Raw genomic sequence first — 18,602 nt, 5'->3', positions numbered from 1 at the left:
GGTCCGGGGAGTTCCCCGGGCCCGGCCTTCGGCGTGTCCCGGCCCGGGTGGGGTCCCGCGCGCGGGTGGACCGGCGGAATTTCCGGTGTGCCGACGGAAATCCCCCGGGCAATCGCCTTGTGGCGGACCCCTCGTCCTCTTTATAGTCGAAGCGACCATTAAGGAGGCGGGTGTGGAACTCGCGAACCTCGTCGAGCCGTTGCAGCGTCCGCTGTTCACCCTGCTCGGCACCCCTGTGAGCTGGACCGAGGTGCTCGGGTTCGGCAGCGGCGCGCTGTGCGTCTGGCTCGTCACCCGGCGGCACATCGCCAACTGGCCCGTCGGCATCGCCAACAACCTGTTCTTCGTCCTGCTGTTCAGCCAGGCCGGGCTGTACGCCGACGCCGGACTCCAACTGGTCTTCATCACCCTCGCCGTGTACGGCTGGCGGACCTGGGCCCACGGGGGTGGTCCTGGCTCCGGCCCCGTACGGGTGCGGCGCACGAGCCGTACCGAAGGGGTCCTGCTGCTCGCGGCGGGGGTGGTGGGCACACTCGCCCTCACCCTGCTCCTGGACCGGGCCACCGACTCCACCGTGCCCTTCTGGGACGCCCTGACGACCGCGCTGTCCCTCACGGCCACCTACGGCCAGTGCCGGGGGCTGGTCGAGTCCTGGTGGCTGTGGATCGCGGCGGACCTCGTCTACATCCCGCTCTACGCGCACAAGGAGCTGTATCTGACATCACTCCTGTACGCCGGATTCCTCGCCCTGTGCGTGATCGGGCTGCGCAACTGGCGGCGCGCCCTGCCCACCCCCGCGCGTGTCGCCGGGGCCCTGGCGTGAGCGCCCGCGCGGGAGGGACCCACCGCTACCGGCACGGCCTCGTGCTCGGCAAGTTCTATCCACCGCACGCGGGCCACCACCATCTGGTCCGCAGCGCGCTGGAACACTGCGCGGAGGTCACCGTCCTGGTGTGCGCCGCCTCCGTGGAGTCCATCCCGCTCGACGCGCGCGTGCGCTGGATGGCCGAGGCCCATCCCCGCGCGCGGGTCGTCGGCGTCGTCGACGACATCCCCATGGACACCGGCGACCCCGCGATCTGGGACGCCCATATGGCGGTCTTCCGCTCCGGGCTGCGCGGACTGCCGCACCCCGTGGACGCCGTCCTCACCTCGGAACGGTACGGCGACGAACTCGCCCGCCGGTTCGGCGCCGCACATGTCTGCGTCGACCTGGAACGCACCGCCTTCCCGGTCTCCGGCACGGCCGTCCGCGCGGACCCGGTCGCCCACTGGGACCGGCTGTCCGGTCCCGTACGGGCGTGGCTGGCCCGCCGGGTCGTCGTGCTCGGCGCCGAGTCCACCGGCACCACCACCCTGGCCCGCGCCCTCGCCGCGCACTACCGGGACCGGGGCGGCGTATGGGCGGACACCCGGTGGGTGCCCGAGTACGGCCGCGAGCACAGCGCCGCCAAGCTCGACGCGCTCCGCGCGCGGTGGGCCGAGGCCCAGTGGGAGGACGTCGAGTTCACCTCCGACGAGTTCCCCGTCATCGCCCGGCGGCAGAACGAACGCGAGGAGGAGGCGGCCCGCGCGGGCTCACCCGTCCTGTTCTGCGACACGGACTCGTTCGCCACGACCGTCTGGCACGAGCGGTACATCGGCGGACGCCGCCCCCAGGTCGAGGAGATCGCCGACCAGGTCGACCACCATCTGTGGCTGCTCACCGACCACCACGGGGTGCCGTTCGAGGACGACGGGCTCCGGGACGGCGAAGAACTGAGACCGTGGATGACTGAACGTTTCCGCGCGGAACTTCTCCGTACCGGACGGAAGTTCATCCAGGTGACCGGCTCGCACGAGGAGCGCGTACGCACCGCCGTGACGGCGGTCGACGCCCTGCTCGCGGCGGGCTGGGACCTCGCCGACCCGCTCCCGGAGAGACAACGATGACGACGCGCCCGGACCAGTCCGCCAGCCGCCCCGACGACCGGAACCCGGCCGCCCGCCCCGACCCCGCAGCCCGCCCCGGCGACCCCGGCGACCGCGATGACGCCGGTGACGCCGACGGCAGCCCCGGCAGCCCCGGTACCCCCGGCGCGTCCGACGGTGGCCCCGGCGCGCCCGAGGGCGTCCGAGCCCCCGAGGGGTACGACAAGTACGCCTTCGAACCCTTCGCCGTCACCGTCGACCTGGCCGTCTTCACCGTCCGGGACGGCGCGCTCCAGATCCTGCTCGTCCAACGCGGCCAGGAGCCCTATCTGGGCCGCTGGGCGCTGCCCGGCGGCTTCGTCCTGCCGCGCGAGTCCGCCGGGGTGGCCGCCCGGCGCGAGCTCGCCGAGGAGACGGGACTGGCCGCCGACACCGTCGCCGGACTCCACCTCGAACAGCTGCGGACGTACAGCGACCCCGACCGGGACCCGAGGATGCGGGTCGTCTCCGTCGCGTACACCGCGCTCGTCCCCGACCTGCCCGAGCCGCGCGGCGGAGGCGACGCGGCACACGCCCGCTGGGTACCGCAGGGCCGCTGGGAACCCCTCGCCTTCGACCACGACCGCATCCTGGCCGACGCGCGCACCCGCGTCGGCGCCAAGCTGGAGTACACCTCCCTCGCCACCGAGTTCTGCCCGCCCGAGTTCACGCTCGGGGAGCTGCGCCGTGTCTACGAGACGGTCTGGGGCACCTCGCTGGACCCCGCCAACTTCCGCCGCAAGGTCCTCGCCACACCCGGCTTCGTGGCACCCGTCCCCGGCGCCGCCAGACTCACCGGCGGCCGGGGAAAGCCCGCCGCGCTGTACCGCGCCGGTACGGCCACCGCCCCGCACCCACCTCTGCTGCGCCCGGAAGGACGGCCCGCATGACCGCCTCACCGACCATCACCCCGACATCCCGTGGCCCGCAGCCGGCAAGCGCCGCCACCGGGGCCCTCGTCGGCCTCGCCCTCGGGGACGCCCTCGGCTTCCCCACCGAGTTCGACGACGTTCCGTCGATCCTCGCCAAGTGCGGCCCCTGGCGGACGATGGAGCTGCCCACCCCCGCGTTCATCACCGACGACACCCAGATGACGCTCGCTCTCGCGCGCGGGCTACGCACCGCCCAGGAGGGCGGCACCCTCGGACCGCTGCGGATGGAGCGCCCGGTGCGGGAGGAGTTCGTCGACTGGTACCGGTCGCCCGACAACAACCGCGCCCCCGGCCGCACCTGTCTCCAGGCCTGCGACCTTCTCAAGACCGAAAGCCGCGCCTGGCAGGACGCCAGCCAGATCCACTCCAAGGGCTGCGGCGCCAACATGCGCGTCGTGCCCGTCGGACTCGTCCCCGGACTCGACGACGAACAGCGCGCGGGCGCGGCCCAGTTGCAGGCCGCCCTCACCCACGGCCACCCCACCGCGCTCGCCGCGTCCGACCTCACGGCCCACGCCGTACGGCTCCTCGCCCGCGGCGCCGAACCGGCCGGACTCGTCGGGCGCTTGCGCTCGTACGTGTACGAGAACCGCACCCGCTACCACGAGCGCTGGCTGGGCGATCTGTGGAGCCGCGCCGACGACCGGTCACCGCAGGAGTTCATCGCGCGCGGGTGGGACGAGTGCGCGGCCGTGCTCGACCGGCTCCGTGCCGCGCTGCGGTCGCCCTCCCCGGAGACCGACCCCTGCCTCGCCACGGGGGAGGGCTGGATCGCCGAGGAAGCCCTCGCCACCGGACTGCTGTGCTTCCTGCTCTTCCCCGACGAACCGCTGACCGCGCTGCGCCGGGCCGCCTGCACCTCCGGCGACTCCGACTCCCTGGCCTGTCTCACCGGCGCGTTCGCGGGCGCGCACCTGGGCGCCGGTGCGTGGCCCGCGTCCTGGGCGGACCGGGTCGAGCACGCGGGTGAGCTGCGGGAGTTCGGTGCGCTGTGGGACGACGCGGGCTGAGTGGGCCGTAGCCGGTTCGTGCCGGTTCGTGCCGGGGCGGGGGCGGCGGGGGGTCGCGCCACCCGCGCCACCCGGACCGGCCGCACCACCCGAGCCACCCGAGCCACCTGGACCGCCGTACGTCCAAGCCGTCGGGCCGGGCCGCCCGGCTAACCGGCTGTACCGGCTGCCTCGCTGCCCGCCGGGACGTCGGATCGTGGGGACCGGGTGGACCGGGCGCGGGTCCGGACCAGGAAGTCCTCCACCCGAGCGCGGTCCGGCGCCTCGGGCAGCGGGCTGCGGGACAGCGCCTCGTCCGCCCGGGCCGTCAGACGGTTCATCCGGGCCTCCACCTCGGGCCAGGGCACCTCGCCGCGCCGGACCGCGAGCAGCGGCTCGCGGTCCTCGCCCACGTCGAGGGTGAGGGCGCCCGTGCGCAGCAGGGCCTCGCAGCTGCTCAGCAGCCGCAGCAGATGCATCGCGTGCTTCCAGCGCGGCTCACCGTGCCGCCGGACATCCGCCATGAGCTTGTCGCGCTGCCCCAGCGCGTACCCCGTGAACGTCACATGGACCTGCCGGGACAGGAACGCGTCCCGCAGGGACAGCAGCTCGCGTCCGGTGTCGTCCAGCCGCTCTACCAGCGGGGAGTGCAGGCACTCCAGGATGCTGGGATTGGCGCGCAGCGCCAGCTCGCAGAAGCGTTCCAGCTCCCAGCTGAACTGCTCCTCGGCGGGTCCGTCGACATGGGTGGGCGGCTTCTCGAAGCGCCAGAACAGCGGGGTCGGGGCGAGGAACACCCCGCGCCGGTCCGTGTCGCTGGCCCCGGTCGCCAGCCCGAAGGCGCGGGAGCCCATCACACAGGAGTAGATCGTGTGGTCGCGGACCAGGTCTTCGGGCGCCATGCCGGACAGGCTACGGCGTGCGTTCCCCCAGGTGGCGGAGCGGGAGGGATCGGGTGACATTGGCAGGGTCCGCGGCCGGTGTCCCAGTCCAGTGGCCCGGCCCCTCTCGGAAGGCGTGGTCATGGCGGGAAACGATCTGGGAAGCCTGCTCGGCGGACTCCTCGGAGGTGGTCAGAGCGGTCAGGGCGGCTCCGGTGGGGCCGGGAAGATCCTCGGCGCGCTGCTCGGCGCGCTCAGCAGTGGCGGCCAGGCGGGCCAGGCGGGACAAACCGGCCAGGCGGGCCAGGCGGGACAGGCGGCACCGAGCGGGGCGGCGGGCGGCGGGGGCAATCCGCTGGGTGGTCTGCTCGACCTGCTCCAGAAGTCGGGCCTCGCCGATCAGGCGAGATCCTGGATCGGGACGGGGAACAACCAGCCGGTGAGCGGCGCCCAGGTCAAGGATGCCCTGCCCGACGACACCCTCCGCAAGGTCGCGGACGAGACCGGGGTCAGCACCGACCAGGCCGCCGACCGGATCGCCGAGTCCCTGCCGCAGGCCGTCGACAAGCTCACACCCGAGGGACAGGTCCCGTCGGGCTCCCTGGAGGACGCGATCCGGACCCAGCGGCTGTGACCCCGGCTGCGGTGACCCACCGGCTGTGACCCACCGGCTCTGATCCGGCGGCTCTCACCTAGCGCCTGTGACCGGGCGTCCGTGACCAGGCGCCCGTGACCGGGCGGCTCTGATGCGACCGGGCTGATCCGGCCCACAGGCAGTGCCCCACCGGCTGTGCCCCCGGGCGCCGACCGGGGCTCCCACCCGGCCGCCGCGACCGGACCCGCGACCCGGACCCGGGGGGGTGCCCGTCTCGGCACCCGGTCGCCCGAACCGGCCCGCTCCCACCTGGCTAGGCTTGCGGCATACGGCGGGCCCCGCCGGGCCGATCCAGGGCCCCAGGTCCGGCCCAGGTCCGGCACCGGGCCTCCCGGCCCGGTCACCTGACCACAGGCGACGGCCCGATCAGCGCCGGACGGACGACAAGGAGCGGTGAGCGTGGCGGTACGAGCGGTCCGCGGAGCGGTCCAACTGGAACGCGACGAGGCCGGGCACATGGCCGAGCGGGTCGGTGAGCTGCTGGGGACGATCCTGGAGCGCAACCGCCTCACCGCGGACGACCTGATCAGCGTCTGGTTCACGGCCACCCCCGATCTGCACAGCGACTTCCCCGCGGCCGCCGCGCGGGGCATCGGCATCCTCGACGTCCCGTTGATCTGCGCCCAGGAACTCGACGTCACCGGGGCGATGCCCCGGGTCGTCCGTGTCCTCGCCCACATCGAGTCCGACCTGGCCCGCCCCGACATCGCCCACGTCTACCTGGGCGCCACCGCTGCCCTGCGCAAGGACATCGCCCAGTGAGAACCGCCCTTGTCATCGGTACCGGTCTGATCGGTACCTCCATCGCCCTCGCCCTCGCGGGCCGGGGCGTCACCGTCCACCTCATGGACCACGACCCGCAGCAGGCGCGTACCGCCGCCGCGCTCGGCGCGGGCACCGACGACCCGCCCGCCGGGCCGGTGGACCTCGCGATCGTCGCCGTCCCGCCCGCGCACGTGGCCGCGACCCTCGCGGGCGTGCTGCGCGACGGGGCCGCGCGGGCCGCGCTCGACGTCGCCAGCGTGAAGGGCGGGCCCCGGCGCGAGCTGGAGGCCCTCGGGGTCGACCTCTCCGCGTACATCGGCACGCACCCCATGTCCGGGCGGGAGAAGTCGGGGCCGCTCGCCGCCACCGACAACCTCTTCGAGGGGCGCCCCTGGGTGCTCACCCCCACCCGGGACACCGACACCGAGGTGCTGAACGTCGCGCTGGAACTGGTCTCGCTGTGCCGCGCGGTGCCCGTCGTGATGGACGCGGACGCCCATGACCGGGCGGTCGCGCTGGTGTCGCACATGCCGCATCTGCTGGCCAGCCTGGTGGCCGCGCGGCTGGAGCACGCGGAGGAGTCCGCGGTACGGCTCAGCGGCCAGGGCATCCGCGATGTGACCCGGATCGCCGCGTCCGAGCCCCGGATGTGGATGGACATCCTGGCCGCCAACCCCGGCCCCGTCGCGGATCTGCTCTCGGAGGTGGCCGCCGATCTCGACGACACGGTACGGGCGCTGCGGGCGCTCCAGTCGTCGGACCAGGAGAAGCGGCTCGGTGGCGGGCTCGCGGTCGAGGGTGTGCTGCGCCGGGGCAACGCCGGGCAGTCCCGGGTGCCCGGCAAGCACGGGTCGGCCCCCGCGTCGTACGAGAGCGTCGTCGTGCTGATCGGGGACGAGCCGGGCCAGCTCGCCCGGATCTTCGCGGACGCCGACCGGGCCGGGGTGAACATCGAGGACGTCCGGATCGAGCACGCCACCGGGCGCCAGGAGGGCCTGGTCCAGCTGATGGTCGTCCCCGCCGCGATGCCCGCCCTCATCGTGGCCCTGCGCGAGCGCGGCTGGTCCCTGCGCCAGTGACCCCGCGTCCCGCCTCGGGTGACCCGGCACCGGGTACGGGTGACCCGGCGCGGCGGGGGCGGGCGGGTCCGGCGCGGCGGGGCCGGGGCGGGCGTGGCCGTCCCCGGGGTGAGCGGTCAAGGCGTCCCCGCCGGAACCAGTAACCTTGTGCGAGGCCGACGATCGGCCCACCCACCCCGCTCCACACCTGGAAGGTGCCCCGTGGAAACCGTCGCCGGAAGCCCCGCAGTCATCGTCGCGATCGACGGTCCGTCCGGCACGGGCAAGTCCAGCACCTCCAAGGCCGTCGCCGCCCAGCTCGGGCTCCGCTACCTGGACACCGGTGCCCAGTACCGGGCGATCACCTGGTGGATGGTGCACCACGGCGTCGACATCACGGACCCCGCGGCGATCGCCGCCGTGGCCGGGCAGCCGGAGATCGTGTCCGGTACCGACCCGGCCGCCCCGACGATCAGCGTCGACGGCACGGATGTCGCCGGGCCGATCCGTACCCAGGAGGTCACGGCGAAGGTCAGCGCGGTCAGCGCGGTGCCCGAGGTGCGCACCCGGATCACCGAGCTCCAGCGCACCATCGCCCGCGCCGCCGAGGGCGGCATCGTGGTGGAGGGCCGGGACATCGGTACGACCGTCCTGCCCGACGCCGATCTCAAGATCTTCCTCACCGCCTCCCCGGAGGCCCGCGCCGCCCGCCGCAGCGGGGAGCTGAACGGCGCCGATGTGAAGGCCACCCAGGAGGCCCTGGTCAAGCGGGACGCGGCGGACTCCAGCCGGAAGACGTCCCCGCTCGCCAAGGCCGGCGACGCGGTCGAGGTCGACACCACCGACCTCACCCTCCAGCAGGTCATCGAGTGCGTCGTCACCCTGGTCGAGGAGAGGCGCGAGGGGAAGACCCTCGTCGAGGGCAAGCGGGCCGCACGGTGACGCCCGGGGTCCAGGTCCCCTCGACGCGGAGCGCCGATCTCGGCCGCCGGATCGGGGTCGGCCTGATGTACGGGCTGTGGAACCCGAGGGTGCTCGGCGCCTGGAAGGTGCCCGTCGGCGGTCCCGTGATCTTCGCGGTCAACCACTCGCACAACATCGACGGTCCGATGCTCATGGGCACCGCGCCCCGGCCCGTGCACTTCCTGATCAAGAAGGAAGCGTTCATCGGCCCGCTCGGCCCCTTCCTGGAGCGCATCGGCCAGCTCAAGGTGGACCGCTCCATCGCCGACCGGTCCGCGATCACCCGGGCCCTCGGGGTGCTGGAACAGGGCGGCGCCCTCGGGATCTTCCCGGAGGGCACCCGGGGCGAGGGCGACTTCGCGTCGCTGCGCGCGGGGCTCGCGTACTTCGCGGTCCGCAGCGGTGCCGCGATCGTCCCGGTCGCGGTGCTCGGCAGCACGGAGCGCCGCAGCAGACTGATACGGGCGGTGCCCCCGCTGCGCAGCCGGGTCGACCTGGTGTTCGGGGACCCGTTCCAGGCGGGCGACGGCAGTGGACGGCGGACCCGCACGGCGCTCGACGAGGCGACGGTCCGCATCCAGGAGCACCTGACCACCCACCTGGAAAACGCCAGGCGGCTCACCGGCCGCTAGGCGACACTTGAGTAGTGGATCTCCCGGAACGGGCCGGTCCACCGATCACCACGATGAACGAGGTACGGACTTCATGAACGAGCACATTCCCTCCGAGGGCGCGGGCGACGGGCACGACCACGGGGCGCTCGGCGACGCCGAGTACGCGGAGTTCATGGAGCTCGCCGCCGTCGAGGGCTTCGACCCCGAGGATGTCGAGGGCGCGATCGACGAGGCCGGACACGGTCCGCTGCCCGTCCTCGCCGTCGTCGGCCGCCCCAATGTCGGCAAGTCGACCCTGGTGAACAGGATCATCGGCCGCCGTGAGGCCGTCGTCGAGGACCGCCCCGGGGTGACCCGCGACCGGGTGACCTATGAGGCCGAATGGGCCGGCCGCCGCTTCAAGCTGGTCGACACCGGCGGCTGGGAGCAGGACGTCCTCGGTATCGACGCCTCCGTGGCCGCGCAGGCGGAATTCGCGATCGAGGCGGCCGACGCGGTCGTCTTCGTCGTGGACGCCACGGTCGGCGCCACCGACACCGACGAGGCCGTCGTCCGGCTGCTGCGCAAGGCGGGCAAGCCGGTCGTCCTGTGCGCCAACAAGGTCGACGGGCCGAGTGCCGAGGCCGACGCCGCAGCGCTGTGGTCGCTGGGGCTCGGCGAGCCGCACCCGGTGTCCGCGCTCCACGGCCGGGGTACGGGCGACATGCTCGACGCCGTGCTGGACGCGCTGCCCGAGGCGCCCGCGCAGACCTTCGGCACCGCGATCGGCGGGCCCCGCAGGATCGCGCTGATCGGCCGCCCGAACGTCGGCAAGTCGTCGCTGCTGAACAAGGTGGCGAACGAGGAGCGGGTCGTCGTCAACGAGATCGCGGGCACCACCCGGGACCCGGTCGACGAGATCATCGAGCTCGGCGGCAAGACCTGGAAGTTCGTGGACACCGCCGGTATCCGCAAGCGGGTCCACCTCCAGCAGGGCGCCGACTACTACGCCTCCCTGCGCACCGCCGCCGCGGTCGAGAAGGCCGAGGTCGCGGTGATCCTCATCGACGCGTCCGAGAGCATCAGCATCCAGGACCAGCGCATCGTCACCATGGCCGTCGAGGCCGGGCGCGCGATCGTCCTCGCCTACAACAAGTGGGACACGCTGGACGAGGAGCGGCGCTACTACCTGGAACGGGAGATCGACACCGAGCTCGCGCAGGTCGCCTGGGCCCCGCGGGTGAATGTCTCCGCGCGCACCGGACGGCATATGGAGAAGCTCGTCCCGGCGGTCGAGGCGGCCCTCGCGGGCTGGGAGACCCGGGTGCCCACGGGCCGGCTGAACGCCTTCCTCGGTGAACTGGTCGCCGCCCACCCGCACCCGATCCGCGGCGGCAAGCAGCCCCGCATCCTGTTCGGGACGCAGGCGGGGACCAAGCCCCCGCGGTTCGTGCTCTTCGCCTCCGGCTTCATCGAGCACGGCTACCGCCGCTTCGTGGAGCGCAGGCTGCGGGAGGAGTTCAGCTTCGAGGGCACCCCGATCCACATCTCCGTGCGGGTGCGCGAGAAGCGCGGCCGGAAGAAGTAGCGGGAAGAAGCGGTCGGGCGGGCCGGGGCGGCCCCGCCCGCCCGGACCCGGGTCAGGACTCCCGGCGCGGGGCGGGCGGCAGGGCCGGCAGATGCGAGCCGCGCCCGCCCTGCCACACGGGAACCATCCCGGTGGGATGGGCCTGCGGCGCCGGGCCCTGACCCTGTCCCTGGCCCGGCCCCCCGTTCTGACCATGGCGCTGTTGCTGCTCGGGCCGGTGCTGCTCCGGCCGGTGGTGCTCGGACCGCTGATGGTCCGGCCGGGCGTCGTAGCGCGGTCCGGGACCGGGGTCGTAGCCGGGGCCGTGCCGCAGCTCCGGCTGGTACATCGTGCCGTGCTGGGTCATGCCGTAGCCGACGGACGACAGCCCGCCGGTCATCCCCGAGGGCGTGCCGCCGTACGACATGCCGTAGCGGAGATCGGGGAACGAGCCGTGGGGGCCGGTGCCGAACGCGGTGAACCCCATCCCCTCCTCGCCGTGGCGGTCACCGGGCAGGGTCCGGAACAACCGGCGGTACTCCGCGTACAGCGCGTCGTAGATCGGCGTGGCCGATACACCGCCCGCCTGTTCATGCGCGGGGCGCATGGACGGGATGGGGCTCTGCTGCGGCGGGCGGCGGGTGGGGTCGTAGGTGTGCACGAACTGCCAAACGACCCCGGGCCCGGACGGATGCGGCCATCGCGCACCATTTCGCCGACCGCGGCGGACGTACCCGGCGGGGCCCGGTCCGGCCCGGCAGCCTGCTCCGGCGGTCCGGCCCGGCAGCCTGCTCCGGCGGTCCGGGCCGGCAGCCCGCTCCGGCGGTCCGGACCGGCCGAGCGTGACGGCCGTGCGGGACCGCGGTGCGTACGGCCGTCACGCACCCGCCGTCGCGCACGGTCCCGCGGGGCTCCGGCTCAGGTGCCCGCGAGGGGCATCGCGCAGCCGACGAGGGCGCCGTTGACGGCTGCCTTGTCGAGGGCGTCCCGCAGCAGGTCCTCACGCGGCTGGCGGCCGATGGCGCCCACCGGCGCGGCGAACACCAGTACCTGCTGGAGCTTGTTCGCCGCGGCCCGCCAGCCCTCGGTGACCTGGAGCGGCCGGTGGGCCTGCCACCAGGCGACGGGCTGGCCGCCGGTCGGGCCCGGCTGGAGCACGGCGTGCAACTGGCCCATGGCCAGCAGCACCGACCAGCCGTGCAGCACCGGCGGTACCGAGTCCACACCCGACGCGGGATGGAAGCCCTGCTCGACCAGCAGGGCCAGGAACTCGTCGCCGTTCTCCCCGGTGGTACCGGCCCGCGCGATGGGCGCGGTGGGTTCGACGACCAGTGCCGGGTGCAGTTCGCCCTCGATGAGGACCAGACCGCTGGTGATGCCCAGGACGGCCTGCTCGGGTCCGGTGTCGCCGGGCCCGGCCCCGTCGCCCTCCCCGGTGATGGAACGGACGGCCCCCTGGAGCTGCTCCTCGCTGACCTTGACGATCTGTGAGGGCAGGCAGGTGGCATGGGCGAAGGCGAGGACGGCGGTCTCCTCGCCGATGAACAGGACGGTGCTGGTGCGTTCCTGTTCCGAGTCGCCCGGGGTGCGGCAGGACGTGCAGTCGTAACTGCCCGGGTCGTTCTCTCCGGCGAGCAGCCGGTCGGCTTCTGCGTCGCCGATCTCGGCGCGTACGTCGTCGCTGACGTCGAGCATGCGCGGCACGGTGGCTCCTCGGGATCTCTGTGTGCGTCGCCGGGTGGCTCCCGGCCCGTGCCGGGCGGTCCCCGGCTCATGACAGGGACAACGGGGAAGCTGTGGCCATGGTCACGCCCGGCGGTCAACGGAATCGAACCATCCGGAGCGGAGCGTGAGATGGGCCGCCGATCCGGCTACACCGCGTCAACTTGTTTACGTCCAAGGTGTGTTGAGCCGGTGAAGTGAGTCACAGGCCGGTTGGCCGGGTGGCGGGAAAATCCCGATATGGGACGAAGAAGGGGTTGACCGGAAAACGCCGCTACCCGGGGTAACTATGGACTGGCCTGGCGGGACAGGCCGTTGGTTGATGCCGGACCGTCCGCTTCCCTAGGTTCCTCGGCGGTGCACCGAGCACCACTCGGGAATGTCCACCAGCCGGTTCGACCGGCGAGCCCGGCGCCCAGCGCCGGGTGGCGGACGGGGTGGAACGGGCCTCCGCACGCCGAACGCGTGAGGGAGCCCGCGACATCTTGGGGGAACCCGGGGCTTCGGAAAGGGAACCTCATGTCCGGACATCCCGTTTCCACCCGCAGGATCGCCGCGTTCGCCGGGGCCGCGCTGCTCGCCCCGCTGGGGCTGCTCGCGGCTTCGGGCACCGCCCAGGCCGCCGACGGCGGGGTCTGGGACCGTATCGCCCGGTGCGAGAGCGGTGGGAACTGGTCCATCAACACCGGCAACGGCTACTACGGCGGGCTCCAGTTCGCCGCGAGCACCTGGCGGGCCTACGGCGGCACCGCCTACGCCCCCACCGCCGACCGGGCCACCCGGGCCCAGCAGATCGCCGTCGCCACCCAGGTGCAGCGCGGCCAGGGCTGGGGCGCCTGGCCCGTGTGCTCGGCCCGCGCCGGAGCGACCGGCGCCGCCCCCTCCGCCGCGAAGCCCCCCGCCCCCGCCGCCCCGAAGCCCGCGGCCCCCGCGCCCGCCAGGCCCGCGGCCCCCGCCGCGCCCGCGCCGGCCGCCCCGGGTTCCGCCGCCGCGCCCCCGTCCGACGGCGAGCGCTCCGCGCCCCGTGCCGCGAACACCTCTCAGCGCACCGCCCCGGCCGCCGCCCCGCGCGCCCCGGAGCGGGCCGCCGGCGGCGCGAGCCGCGGCCACCACACCGTCCGCGACGGCGACACGCTCAGCGCGATCGCCGAGCGGTACGCCACCGACTGGCGACGGCTGTACGACGCCAACCAGCGGGTCATCGGCGCCGACCCGCATCTGATCGTGCCGGGCCAGCGACTCGACATCTGACCGGGTCGCCCCCCGCACGCACGGCCCCGCCCCTGGGCTCGGAGGCGGGGCCGTCCGCATGCCCGCGGCCGGGCGTGCGGGGCATCTGTTCGGGGTACCCCGGGTTGGCCTATCGTCCGTCAGGCGGTACCGGCGCGCGCCGGTCGCGGGAATGGTTCCCGTCCGGCGCTATCGATCAGGCAACTCTTGCAGCACAAGATGATGTTCCTCGCCGAGCGGACGACGTGGGAGCGATTCCAAACCTACGGTAGGCGGAGGAGCGGGACGGTTCGGCGGGGAACCGTCCCAAGCGGGAGGAGAGCGGGGGAACGGCAGAGACCGGGAAAGCCTGGTCAATCCTTGGAAACCGCCCGGACGGTCCGCCGTACGGGGGCCGACGGAAAGCCGCAGAGAGGGGGAGAGGAGACGCGGATGCACATCTCCTTCCCGACCCAGCACGCCCACGGCACAGCCCGCACACTCCACACAGCCCGCACACTCCGCACGACCCGCACCGCACCCGTCCGCCACGCGTTCCCCGGCCGAGCCGTCCCGCACCGCGCCCGCCGCACCGGGAGCGTCCCGCCCGCCGCCCCTGACCCGGGCGGCGCCGTCCCGAGAGCCGTCCACAGAGAGGCACGTCCCGTATGACGACGTTGGTCCCCGCCGCCGAGCGGCCCGACGGCGACGGCCGGGAACGGACGCCCCGCGCCCACTGCATAGCCGACTCCGCGGGCGGCCTCACCTTCGACGTCCGCGACCCGGGAACGCCCGGCGACGCCCATCTGGTGCTGCTGCGCCGGGGCTCCGGACACCCCGCCGAGGAGGTGCGGCTGCCCCTCACCCCCGCCTCCGGCGGTAGTCTGCGGGCCGCGCTGCCCAGCGGGGTCGCCCTCACCGAGGGCCGCTGGGACGTCCACGCGCAGGTCGCGGGCGGACGGCTGAGACGGCTGGCGCCCGGCGCGCACGATCTGCGGTCCCTGCTCGACCGCGTCCCCAGCGGCGCACTCGGCCATGTCGCCGTCCGTATCCCCTACGCCACCAAGAACGGCAATCTGTCCGTGCGCAGCTGGTGGCGCGCCCCGCACGCCGAGGCCGGGGAACTCCTGGTCGCGGACCCCGGTCTCACCGTCAGCGGCCGGATGTACGGCACCGTCCCCACCACCGCGGCCCACGCCGAGTCGGTGTTACGCGCCGATCCGTCCGTCCTCGTACGCGCCGGGGTCACCGTGCGCCAGCGGGACTTCGTCTTCACCGTGCCGTACGCCGAACTGATGTCCCGGCCCGGACTGTGGGACCTGTGGCTGTGTCCGGACGGGGCGGACGGGCCCCGGGTGCGGATCGCCCGGATCATCGACCGGGCCGCCGACATCGCCGACCGCCGGGCCGTCCACGGCTACCCCGCCGTCCGGCCGGCCGCCGGGCAGGGCGTGTTCGAGGCCCGCGCCCTGTACACCCAGGACAACGATCTCTCGGTACGGGTCACGCCCGTGCGCTGACCCCGCGCCGGGGCGGACGATCCCGGGCAGCCCGCCGTCGGGGTACCGGGCCCCGCCGGGCCCATCCGCCCGTCAGCTACGCCCGGGACCCGCCGGTCCGGGTGCCGGAGCGCTCCGCCGGGTGTCCCGGGGGCCGCCGGGGAACTCCGGATGGGCCAGGTCGAACGCGGGGGACTCCGAGCGGATCACCGGCATCGTCACGAAGTTGTGCCGGGGCGGCGGGCAGGACGTCGCCCACTCCAGCGAACGGCCGTAGCCCCAGGGATCGTCCACGGTGACCCGCTCGCCGTGATGGGCGGTCCGCCAGACGTTGTAGAGGAACGGCAGGGTCGAGGCGCCCAGCAGGAACGCGCCGATGGTGGACAGGGTGTTCAGCGCGGTGAAGCCGTCGGCCGACAGATAGTCCGCGTACCGCCGGGCCATGCCCTCCGCGCCCAGCCAGTGCTGCACCAGGAACGTCAGGTGGAACCCGGTGAACAGGGTCCAGAAGTGGATCTTCCCGAGCCGTTCGTCCAGCAGCTTCCCGGTGAACTTCGGCCACCAGAAGTGGAACCCGGCGAACGTCGCGAAGACCACCGTCCCGAAGACCACGTAGTGGAAGTGCGCCACGACGAAGTACGAGTCGGTGACATGGAAGTCCAGCGGCGGCGACGCGAGGATCACACCGGTGAGCCCGCCGAAGAGGAACGACACCAGGAACCCGGTCGCCCACAGCATCGGCGTCTCGAACGACAGCGATCCCTTGAGCATGGTCCCGGTCCAGTTGAAGAACTTCACCCCGGTCGGCACCGCGATCAGGAACGACATCAGCGAGAAGTAGGGCAGCAGCACCGCGCCCGTCGCGAACATATGGTGCGCCCACACCACCATCGACAGACCGGTGATCGTCATCGTCGCCCCCACCAGCGTCACATAGCCGAAGATCGGCTTGCGGCTGAAGACCGGGATGATCTCCGAGACGATCCCGAAGAACGGCAGCGCGATGATGTAGACCTCGGGGTGCCCGAAGAACCAGAACAGGTGCTGCCACAGCAGCGCGCCCCCGTTCGCGGCGTCGAACACCACCGAACCGAAGCGCCGGTCCGCCTCCAGGACCAGCAGCGCCGCCGCGAGCACCGGGAACGCCATCAGGACCAGGATCGAGGTGAACAGCACGTTCCAGGTGAAGATCGGCATCCGGAACATCGTCATCCCCGGGGCGCGCATCACGATGATCGTCGTCAGGAAGTTCACCGCGCCCAGGATCGTCCCGAACCCGGCGAGCGCCAGCCCCATGATCCATATGTCGGCGCCGATCCCCGGGGTGCGCTCGGCGCTGTTGAGCGGCGCGTAGGCGAACCACCCGAAGTCGGCGGCCCCGCCCGGGGTGAGCAGCGACCCCAGCACGATCAGCCCGCCGAACAGGAACAGCCAGTAGGCGAACATGTTCAGCCGGGGGAAGGCCACATCGGGAGCGCCGATCTGGAGCGGCACGATCTCGTTGGCGAACCCCGCGAACGTCGGGGTCGCGAACAGCAGCAGCATGATCGTGCCGTGCAGGGTGAACAGCTGGTTGAACTGCTCGTTCGACACCAGCTGGGTGCCCGGCCGGGCCAGCTCGGCGCGCATCACCATCGCCATCAGGCCCGCGATCAGGAAGAACACGAACGACGTGATCAGGTAGAGATGGCCGATCTTCTTGTGGTCGGTCGTGGTCAGCCAGTCGACCACCAGCCGCCCCCGGCGCGCCGCCCGGTCCTTCCCCGCCGCCTCGTCGCTCTCCGGGGCCCCGGAGCTCCGCGGCCCTTCGGCCGTCCGCGCGCTGCCGGTCACCATCGCCTGCCCCCTTTGTGGTCCGCACCGGGCCCGCGTGCGGGGATGTCCGGCCTGACCGGCCATGGCCCCGAGCCCGCTGCCGGACGGATGGTGTTCCGGGCTTCCCGGAGCTCACGTCATGATGCGCGGGAAGCGGCCCCCACCCCTTGAAGGCGTCCGGGTGTTGTGTGGGGAAATCGTGAAACTCCGGCACTCGTTCAGCTTTTCCGAAGAGCTGTGGAATGCCTCGTCCCGCTCCTCCTTGAAGGGGCCGGAGTGAATCCTTGCGAAGATATTCCGAGTGCTTTCCCGGAAGTCCGCTAATAGCGGCGGATGACCGGGGGAAGGAATGCGTATGGCGTATGACCGCCAACTACGAGAAGTCGGCCGCGCGGAATCGGGCGTCGTGATCCTGTGACCCAAGCGTGACCCCGCAGGGACGACCCGGCCCCTGCCGGAGTCGACGCGCGGTTAACGTGGCGGGCATGGCACCCAATCCGCAGACACCCGAAGAGCCCCAGGACGACCCGGCCGCCTACGCGGGTCTCGACGCCGAGTCCGCCGAGCGACTGGCCCGTGAACGCGGCTGGTCGAGCGTCCGGTCACTGCCCCCGGGCGCCCTGATCACCATGGAGTACCGCTTCGGGCGGCTGAACTTCGAGGTCGCCGACGGTGTGGTGCGCCGCAGCTGGAAGGGCTGAGGCCACCAGGACGCTCCAGGGCGCCGCGAAGGCCCCGGCAACCCCGTGGTGGGGTTTGCCGGGGCCTTCGCGGCGCGGGGCGGGCTGTGCGTACCGTGCCCCGCTGTCCCTGGGCCGTCCGTCAGGGGCGGGTGCCGCCGGGCGGACCGCCCGCCGGTACGGCCGCCGGTGGTGTGCCGTGCCCCGGGCGCTCCTGGTGGTGCGTTCCGCGCCGCCCGCCGACGGGTGTGCCCGGGGCGCGGTCCGGGCGCGGGGTGTGCCCGCCGGGCGCCGGCCGGGGCTGCGCCCGGCCGGTGTGCGGGGCGCCGACGGTCTCCGGCGTGGCGGGCTCCTGGGCCGGACCGGGAATGCGTACCGGCGGTGGGCCGTCCGCGGGGTCCGGTGTGGCGACGGGGGCCGTGGAAGCGGGGGCACCGGCTGCCGCGCGGCGGCGGCGCCAGGTGTCCCGGAGTCCGAAGAGCCAGCGCTCCGCCCGTGCCACCAGCGGCTCGAACCACGGCAGCGCGAGCAGGATCAGCAGCCCGGCCGCCCAGCCGAGCAGGACATCGCTGAGCCAGTGCGTACCGAGATAGACCGTGGTCAGACCCACCCCGAGCGAGACGACGGCCGACAGCGCCGACAGATACCGGCGGGCGCGCGGGGTCGCCGCCAGATACGCGAGGATTCCCCAGGTCACCACCGCGTTCGCGGTGTGCCCGGAGGGAAATATGTCCCCGCCGAGCCACATCTCGTTGGAGCCGATCACGGTCGCGTAGTGCGGACCGAGGCGGCCCATGCCCAGCTTGGCCGCGCCCACCGTCACATTCAGCAGCAGCAGGGACATCCCGAGCGTCAGCATCGGACGCAGGGTGCGCTGGCGCCACGACCGCCAGCCCAGCCACGCGGCGACCATCACGGCGGTCGGGCCGCGCTGGCCGAGGACCACGTAGTAGTCGAGGTAGGCGTGCAGCTCCGGCCACTGCTGGTACGGCCGGAAGAACATGACCTGCCAGTCGAGGCGCACGAGCCAGGACGTGGTGAGCACCGCGACGACGATCGCGGCGTAGAAGCCCAGGGTCGCCGAGAAGAGGACGACCCTGTGCCGGCTCATCCCCGGTACGGAGACATGAGCCGGTCGTTCCGGCTCACGGTCCAGCCGGGCGAACACCCGGTCCAGACGGGTGGGGTTTGGTTCGGTACGCACTCAATCGACGTTACAGGGGCGCGCACCCGGCGACGTCCAATCCCTCGCTTTGTGATGACCATGTGATGTGGCATTCCTCTCAGTTGCCACTGTCAATACGGCATCGGCCTTATTGCATGA

General features: G+C 73.1%; 18 protein-coding genes. 13 read left to right on the top strand and 5 right to left on the bottom strand.

Features of this window, described 5'->3' with window-relative positions; all coding sequences use genetic code 11:
* The first annotated feature begins 172 nt into the window (after positions 1 to 172).
* The 4 genes from pnuC to AB852_RS24670 are packed head-to-tail and all read left to right on the top strand — an operon-like array spanning position 173 to position 3,892.
* Positions 173 to 823 carry a nicotinamide riboside transporter PnuC gene (pnuC, locus tag AB852_RS24685; protein WP_073792352.1) on the top strand — a complete coding sequence of 217 codons (651 nt, stop codon included), beginning with the start codon at positions 173 to 175 and terminating at the stop codon, positions 821 to 823.
* Positions 820 to 1,932: an AAA family ATPase gene (locus AB852_RS24680; RefSeq protein ID WP_073792351.1), complete on the top strand. Its 1,113-nt coding sequence runs from the start codon at positions 820 to 822 to the stop codon at positions 1,930 to 1,932. The genes pnuC and AB852_RS24680 overlap by 4 nt, the downstream gene beginning before the upstream one ends.
* Entirely contained in the window at positions 1,929 to 2,840 is a 912-nt protein-coding gene (locus AB852_RS24675) for an NUDIX hydrolase (protein ID WP_079184891.1), read from the top strand. The genes AB852_RS24680 and AB852_RS24675 overlap by 4 nt, the downstream gene beginning before the upstream one ends.
* A complete protein-coding gene (locus AB852_RS24670) occupies positions 2,837 to 3,892 on the top strand; it encodes an ADP-ribosylglycohydrolase family protein (RefSeq protein WP_107499330.1) in 1,056 nt (351 codons plus the stop codon). Before AB852_RS24675 ends, AB852_RS24670 begins: the two co-directional genes overlap by 4 nt.
* A 149-nt stretch (positions 3,893 to 4,041) precedes the next feature.
* Here the strand turns inward: AB852_RS24670 and AB852_RS24665 are convergent, their stop codons facing one another.
* The gene (locus AB852_RS24665; protein ID WP_073792350.1) at positions 4,042 to 4,773 is read right to left on the bottom strand and encodes a nucleotidyltransferase domain-containing protein; all 732 of its coding nucleotides are present in this window, start codon (positions 4,771 to 4,773) and stop codon (positions 4,042 to 4,044) included.
* Between the two features lie 121 nt (positions 4,774 to 4,894).
* Here AB852_RS24665 and AB852_RS24660 point away from each other — a divergent pair, with 121 nt between their 5' ends.
* From AB852_RS24660 to der, 6 genes are all read left to right on the top strand, one after another.
* Positions 4,895 to 5,386, top strand: a complete 492-nt coding sequence (locus AB852_RS24660; RefSeq protein WP_218623284.1) for a YidB family protein — start codon at positions 4,895 to 4,897, stop codon at positions 5,384 to 5,386.
* Between the two features lie 420 nt (positions 5,387 to 5,806).
* Complete coding sequence (aroH, locus tag AB852_RS24655; protein WP_073792348.1) at positions 5,807 to 6,169, top strand: chorismate mutase; 363 nt, start codon at positions 5,807 to 5,809, stop codon at positions 6,167 to 6,169.
* Entirely contained in the window at positions 6,166 to 7,251 is a 1,086-nt protein-coding gene (locus AB852_RS24650) for a prephenate dehydrogenase (RefSeq protein WP_073792347.1), read from the top strand. The genes aroH and AB852_RS24650 overlap by 4 nt, the downstream gene beginning before the upstream one ends.
* Positions 7,252 to 7,452: 201 nt before the next feature.
* Positions 7,453 to 8,172 carry a (d)CMP kinase gene (gene cmk, locus AB852_RS24645; RefSeq protein ID WP_073792346.1) on the top strand — a complete coding sequence of 240 codons (720 nt, stop codon included), beginning with the start codon at positions 7,453 to 7,455 and terminating at the stop codon, positions 8,170 to 8,172.
* Positions 8,100 to 8,825 (top strand): lysophospholipid acyltransferase family protein, encoded by a 726-nt coding sequence (locus AB852_RS24640; protein WP_073792345.1) that lies wholly within the window; start codon positions 8,100 to 8,102, stop codon positions 8,823 to 8,825. The genes cmk and AB852_RS24640 overlap by 73 nt, the downstream gene beginning before the upstream one ends.
* Before the next feature lie 73 nt (positions 8,826 to 8,898).
* On the top strand, positions 8,899 to 10,374 hold the full coding sequence (gene der, locus AB852_RS24635) for a ribosome biogenesis GTPase Der (protein WP_073792344.1): 1,476 nt from the start codon (positions 8,899 to 8,901) through the stop codon (positions 10,372 to 10,374).
* A gap of 52 nt (positions 10,375 to 10,426) precedes the next feature.
* Here der and AB852_RS41670 read toward each other — a convergent pair whose 3' ends face one another.
* On the bottom strand, positions 10,427 to 10,960 hold the full coding sequence (locus AB852_RS41670) for a hypothetical protein (RefSeq protein ID WP_143201274.1): 534 nt from the start codon (positions 10,958 to 10,960) through the stop codon (positions 10,427 to 10,429).
* Between the two features lie 311 nt (positions 10,961 to 11,271).
* A complete protein-coding gene (locus AB852_RS24625; protein WP_073792342.1) occupies positions 11,272 to 12,057 on the bottom strand; it encodes a hypothetical protein in 786 nt (261 codons plus the stop codon).
* A gap of 537 nt (positions 12,058 to 12,594) precedes the next feature.
* Here AB852_RS24625 and AB852_RS24620 point away from each other — a divergent pair.
* Both AB852_RS24620 and AB852_RS24615 read left to right on the top strand, forming a co-directional pair.
* Positions 12,595 to 13,326, top strand: a complete 732-nt coding sequence (locus AB852_RS24620; RefSeq protein ID WP_073792341.1) for a LysM peptidoglycan-binding domain-containing protein — start codon at positions 12,595 to 12,597, stop codon at positions 13,324 to 13,326.
* Positions 13,327 to 13,952: 626 nt separating this feature from the next.
* Positions 13,953 to 14,804 carry a hypothetical protein gene (locus AB852_RS24615; RefSeq protein WP_073792340.1) on the top strand — a complete coding sequence of 284 codons (852 nt, stop codon included), beginning with the start codon at positions 13,953 to 13,955 and terminating at the stop codon, positions 14,802 to 14,804.
* A gap of 72 nt (positions 14,805 to 14,876) precedes the next feature.
* On the opposite strand, the gene ctaD is transcribed toward AB852_RS24615, so the two are convergent.
* Positions 14,877 to 16,619, bottom strand: a complete 1,743-nt coding sequence (gene ctaD / locus AB852_RS24610) for an aa3-type cytochrome oxidase subunit I (protein ID WP_079184889.1) — start codon at positions 16,617 to 16,619, stop codon at positions 14,877 to 14,879.
* Positions 16,620 to 17,083: 464 nt separating this feature from the next.
* Between ctaD and AB852_RS24605 the strand changes: the two genes are divergently transcribed.
* The gene (locus AB852_RS24605; RefSeq protein WP_073792339.1) at positions 17,084 to 17,299 is read left to right on the top strand and encodes an I78 family peptidase inhibitor; all 216 of its coding nucleotides are present in this window, start codon (positions 17,084 to 17,086) and stop codon (positions 17,297 to 17,299) included.
* A 121-nt stretch (positions 17,300 to 17,420) separates the two neighbouring features.
* On the opposite strand, the gene AB852_RS24600 is transcribed toward AB852_RS24605, so the two are convergent.
* Entirely contained in the window at positions 17,421 to 18,482 is a 1,062-nt protein-coding gene (locus tag AB852_RS24600) for a phosphatase PAP2 family protein (protein WP_073792338.1), read from the bottom strand.
* Between the last annotated feature and the right edge of the window lie 120 nt (positions 18,483 to 18,602).

Origin of the sequence: Streptomyces uncialis (genome assembly GCF_001905345.1) — a bacterium.
GTDB classification, from domain to species: Bacteria; Actinomycetota; Actinomycetes; order Streptomycetales; family Streptomycetaceae; genus Streptomyces; species Streptomyces uncialis.
Note: the sequence above shows the minus strand (reverse complement) of the source record. Positions and strands in the feature narration are given on the sequence as shown.

Excerpts from the sequence above, each read along its gene's own strand:
- der (WP_073792344.1), top strand. The coding sequence starts at position 8,899 with ATGAACGAGCACATTCCCTCCGAGGGCGCGGGCGACGGGCACGACCAC.
- ctaD (WP_079184889.1), bottom strand. The coding sequence starts at position 16,619 with ATGGTGACCGGCAGCGCGCGGACGGCCGAAGGGCCGCGGAGCTCCGGG.
- AB852_RS24670 (WP_107499330.1), top strand. The coding sequence starts at position 2,837 with ATGACCGCCTCACCGACCATCACCCCGACATCCCGTGGCCCGCAGCCG.
- AB852_RS24660 (WP_218623284.1), top strand. The coding sequence starts at position 4,895 with ATGGCGGGAAACGATCTGGGAAGCCTGCTCGGCGGACTCCTCGGAGGT.
- AB852_RS24615 (WP_073792340.1), top strand. The coding sequence starts at position 13,953 with ATGACGACGTTGGTCCCCGCCGCCGAGCGGCCCGACGGCGACGGCCGG.
- AB852_RS41670 (WP_143201274.1), bottom strand. The coding sequence starts at position 10,960 with ATGCGCCCCGCGCATGAACAGGCGGGCGGTGTATCGGCCACGCCGATC.
- AB852_RS24605 (WP_073792339.1), top strand. The coding sequence starts at position 17,084 with ATGGCACCCAATCCGCAGACACCCGAAGAGCCCCAGGACGACCCGGCC.
- AB852_RS24620 (WP_073792341.1), top strand. The coding sequence starts at position 12,595 with ATGTCCGGACATCCCGTTTCCACCCGCAGGATCGCCGCGTTCGCCGGG.
- AB852_RS24675 (WP_079184891.1), top strand. The coding sequence starts at position 1,929 with ATGACGACGCGCCCGGACCAGTCCGCCAGCCGCCCCGACGACCGGAAC.
- AB852_RS24665 (WP_073792350.1), bottom strand. The coding sequence starts at position 4,773 with ATGGCGCCCGAAGACCTGGTCCGCGACCACACGATCTACTCCTGTGTG.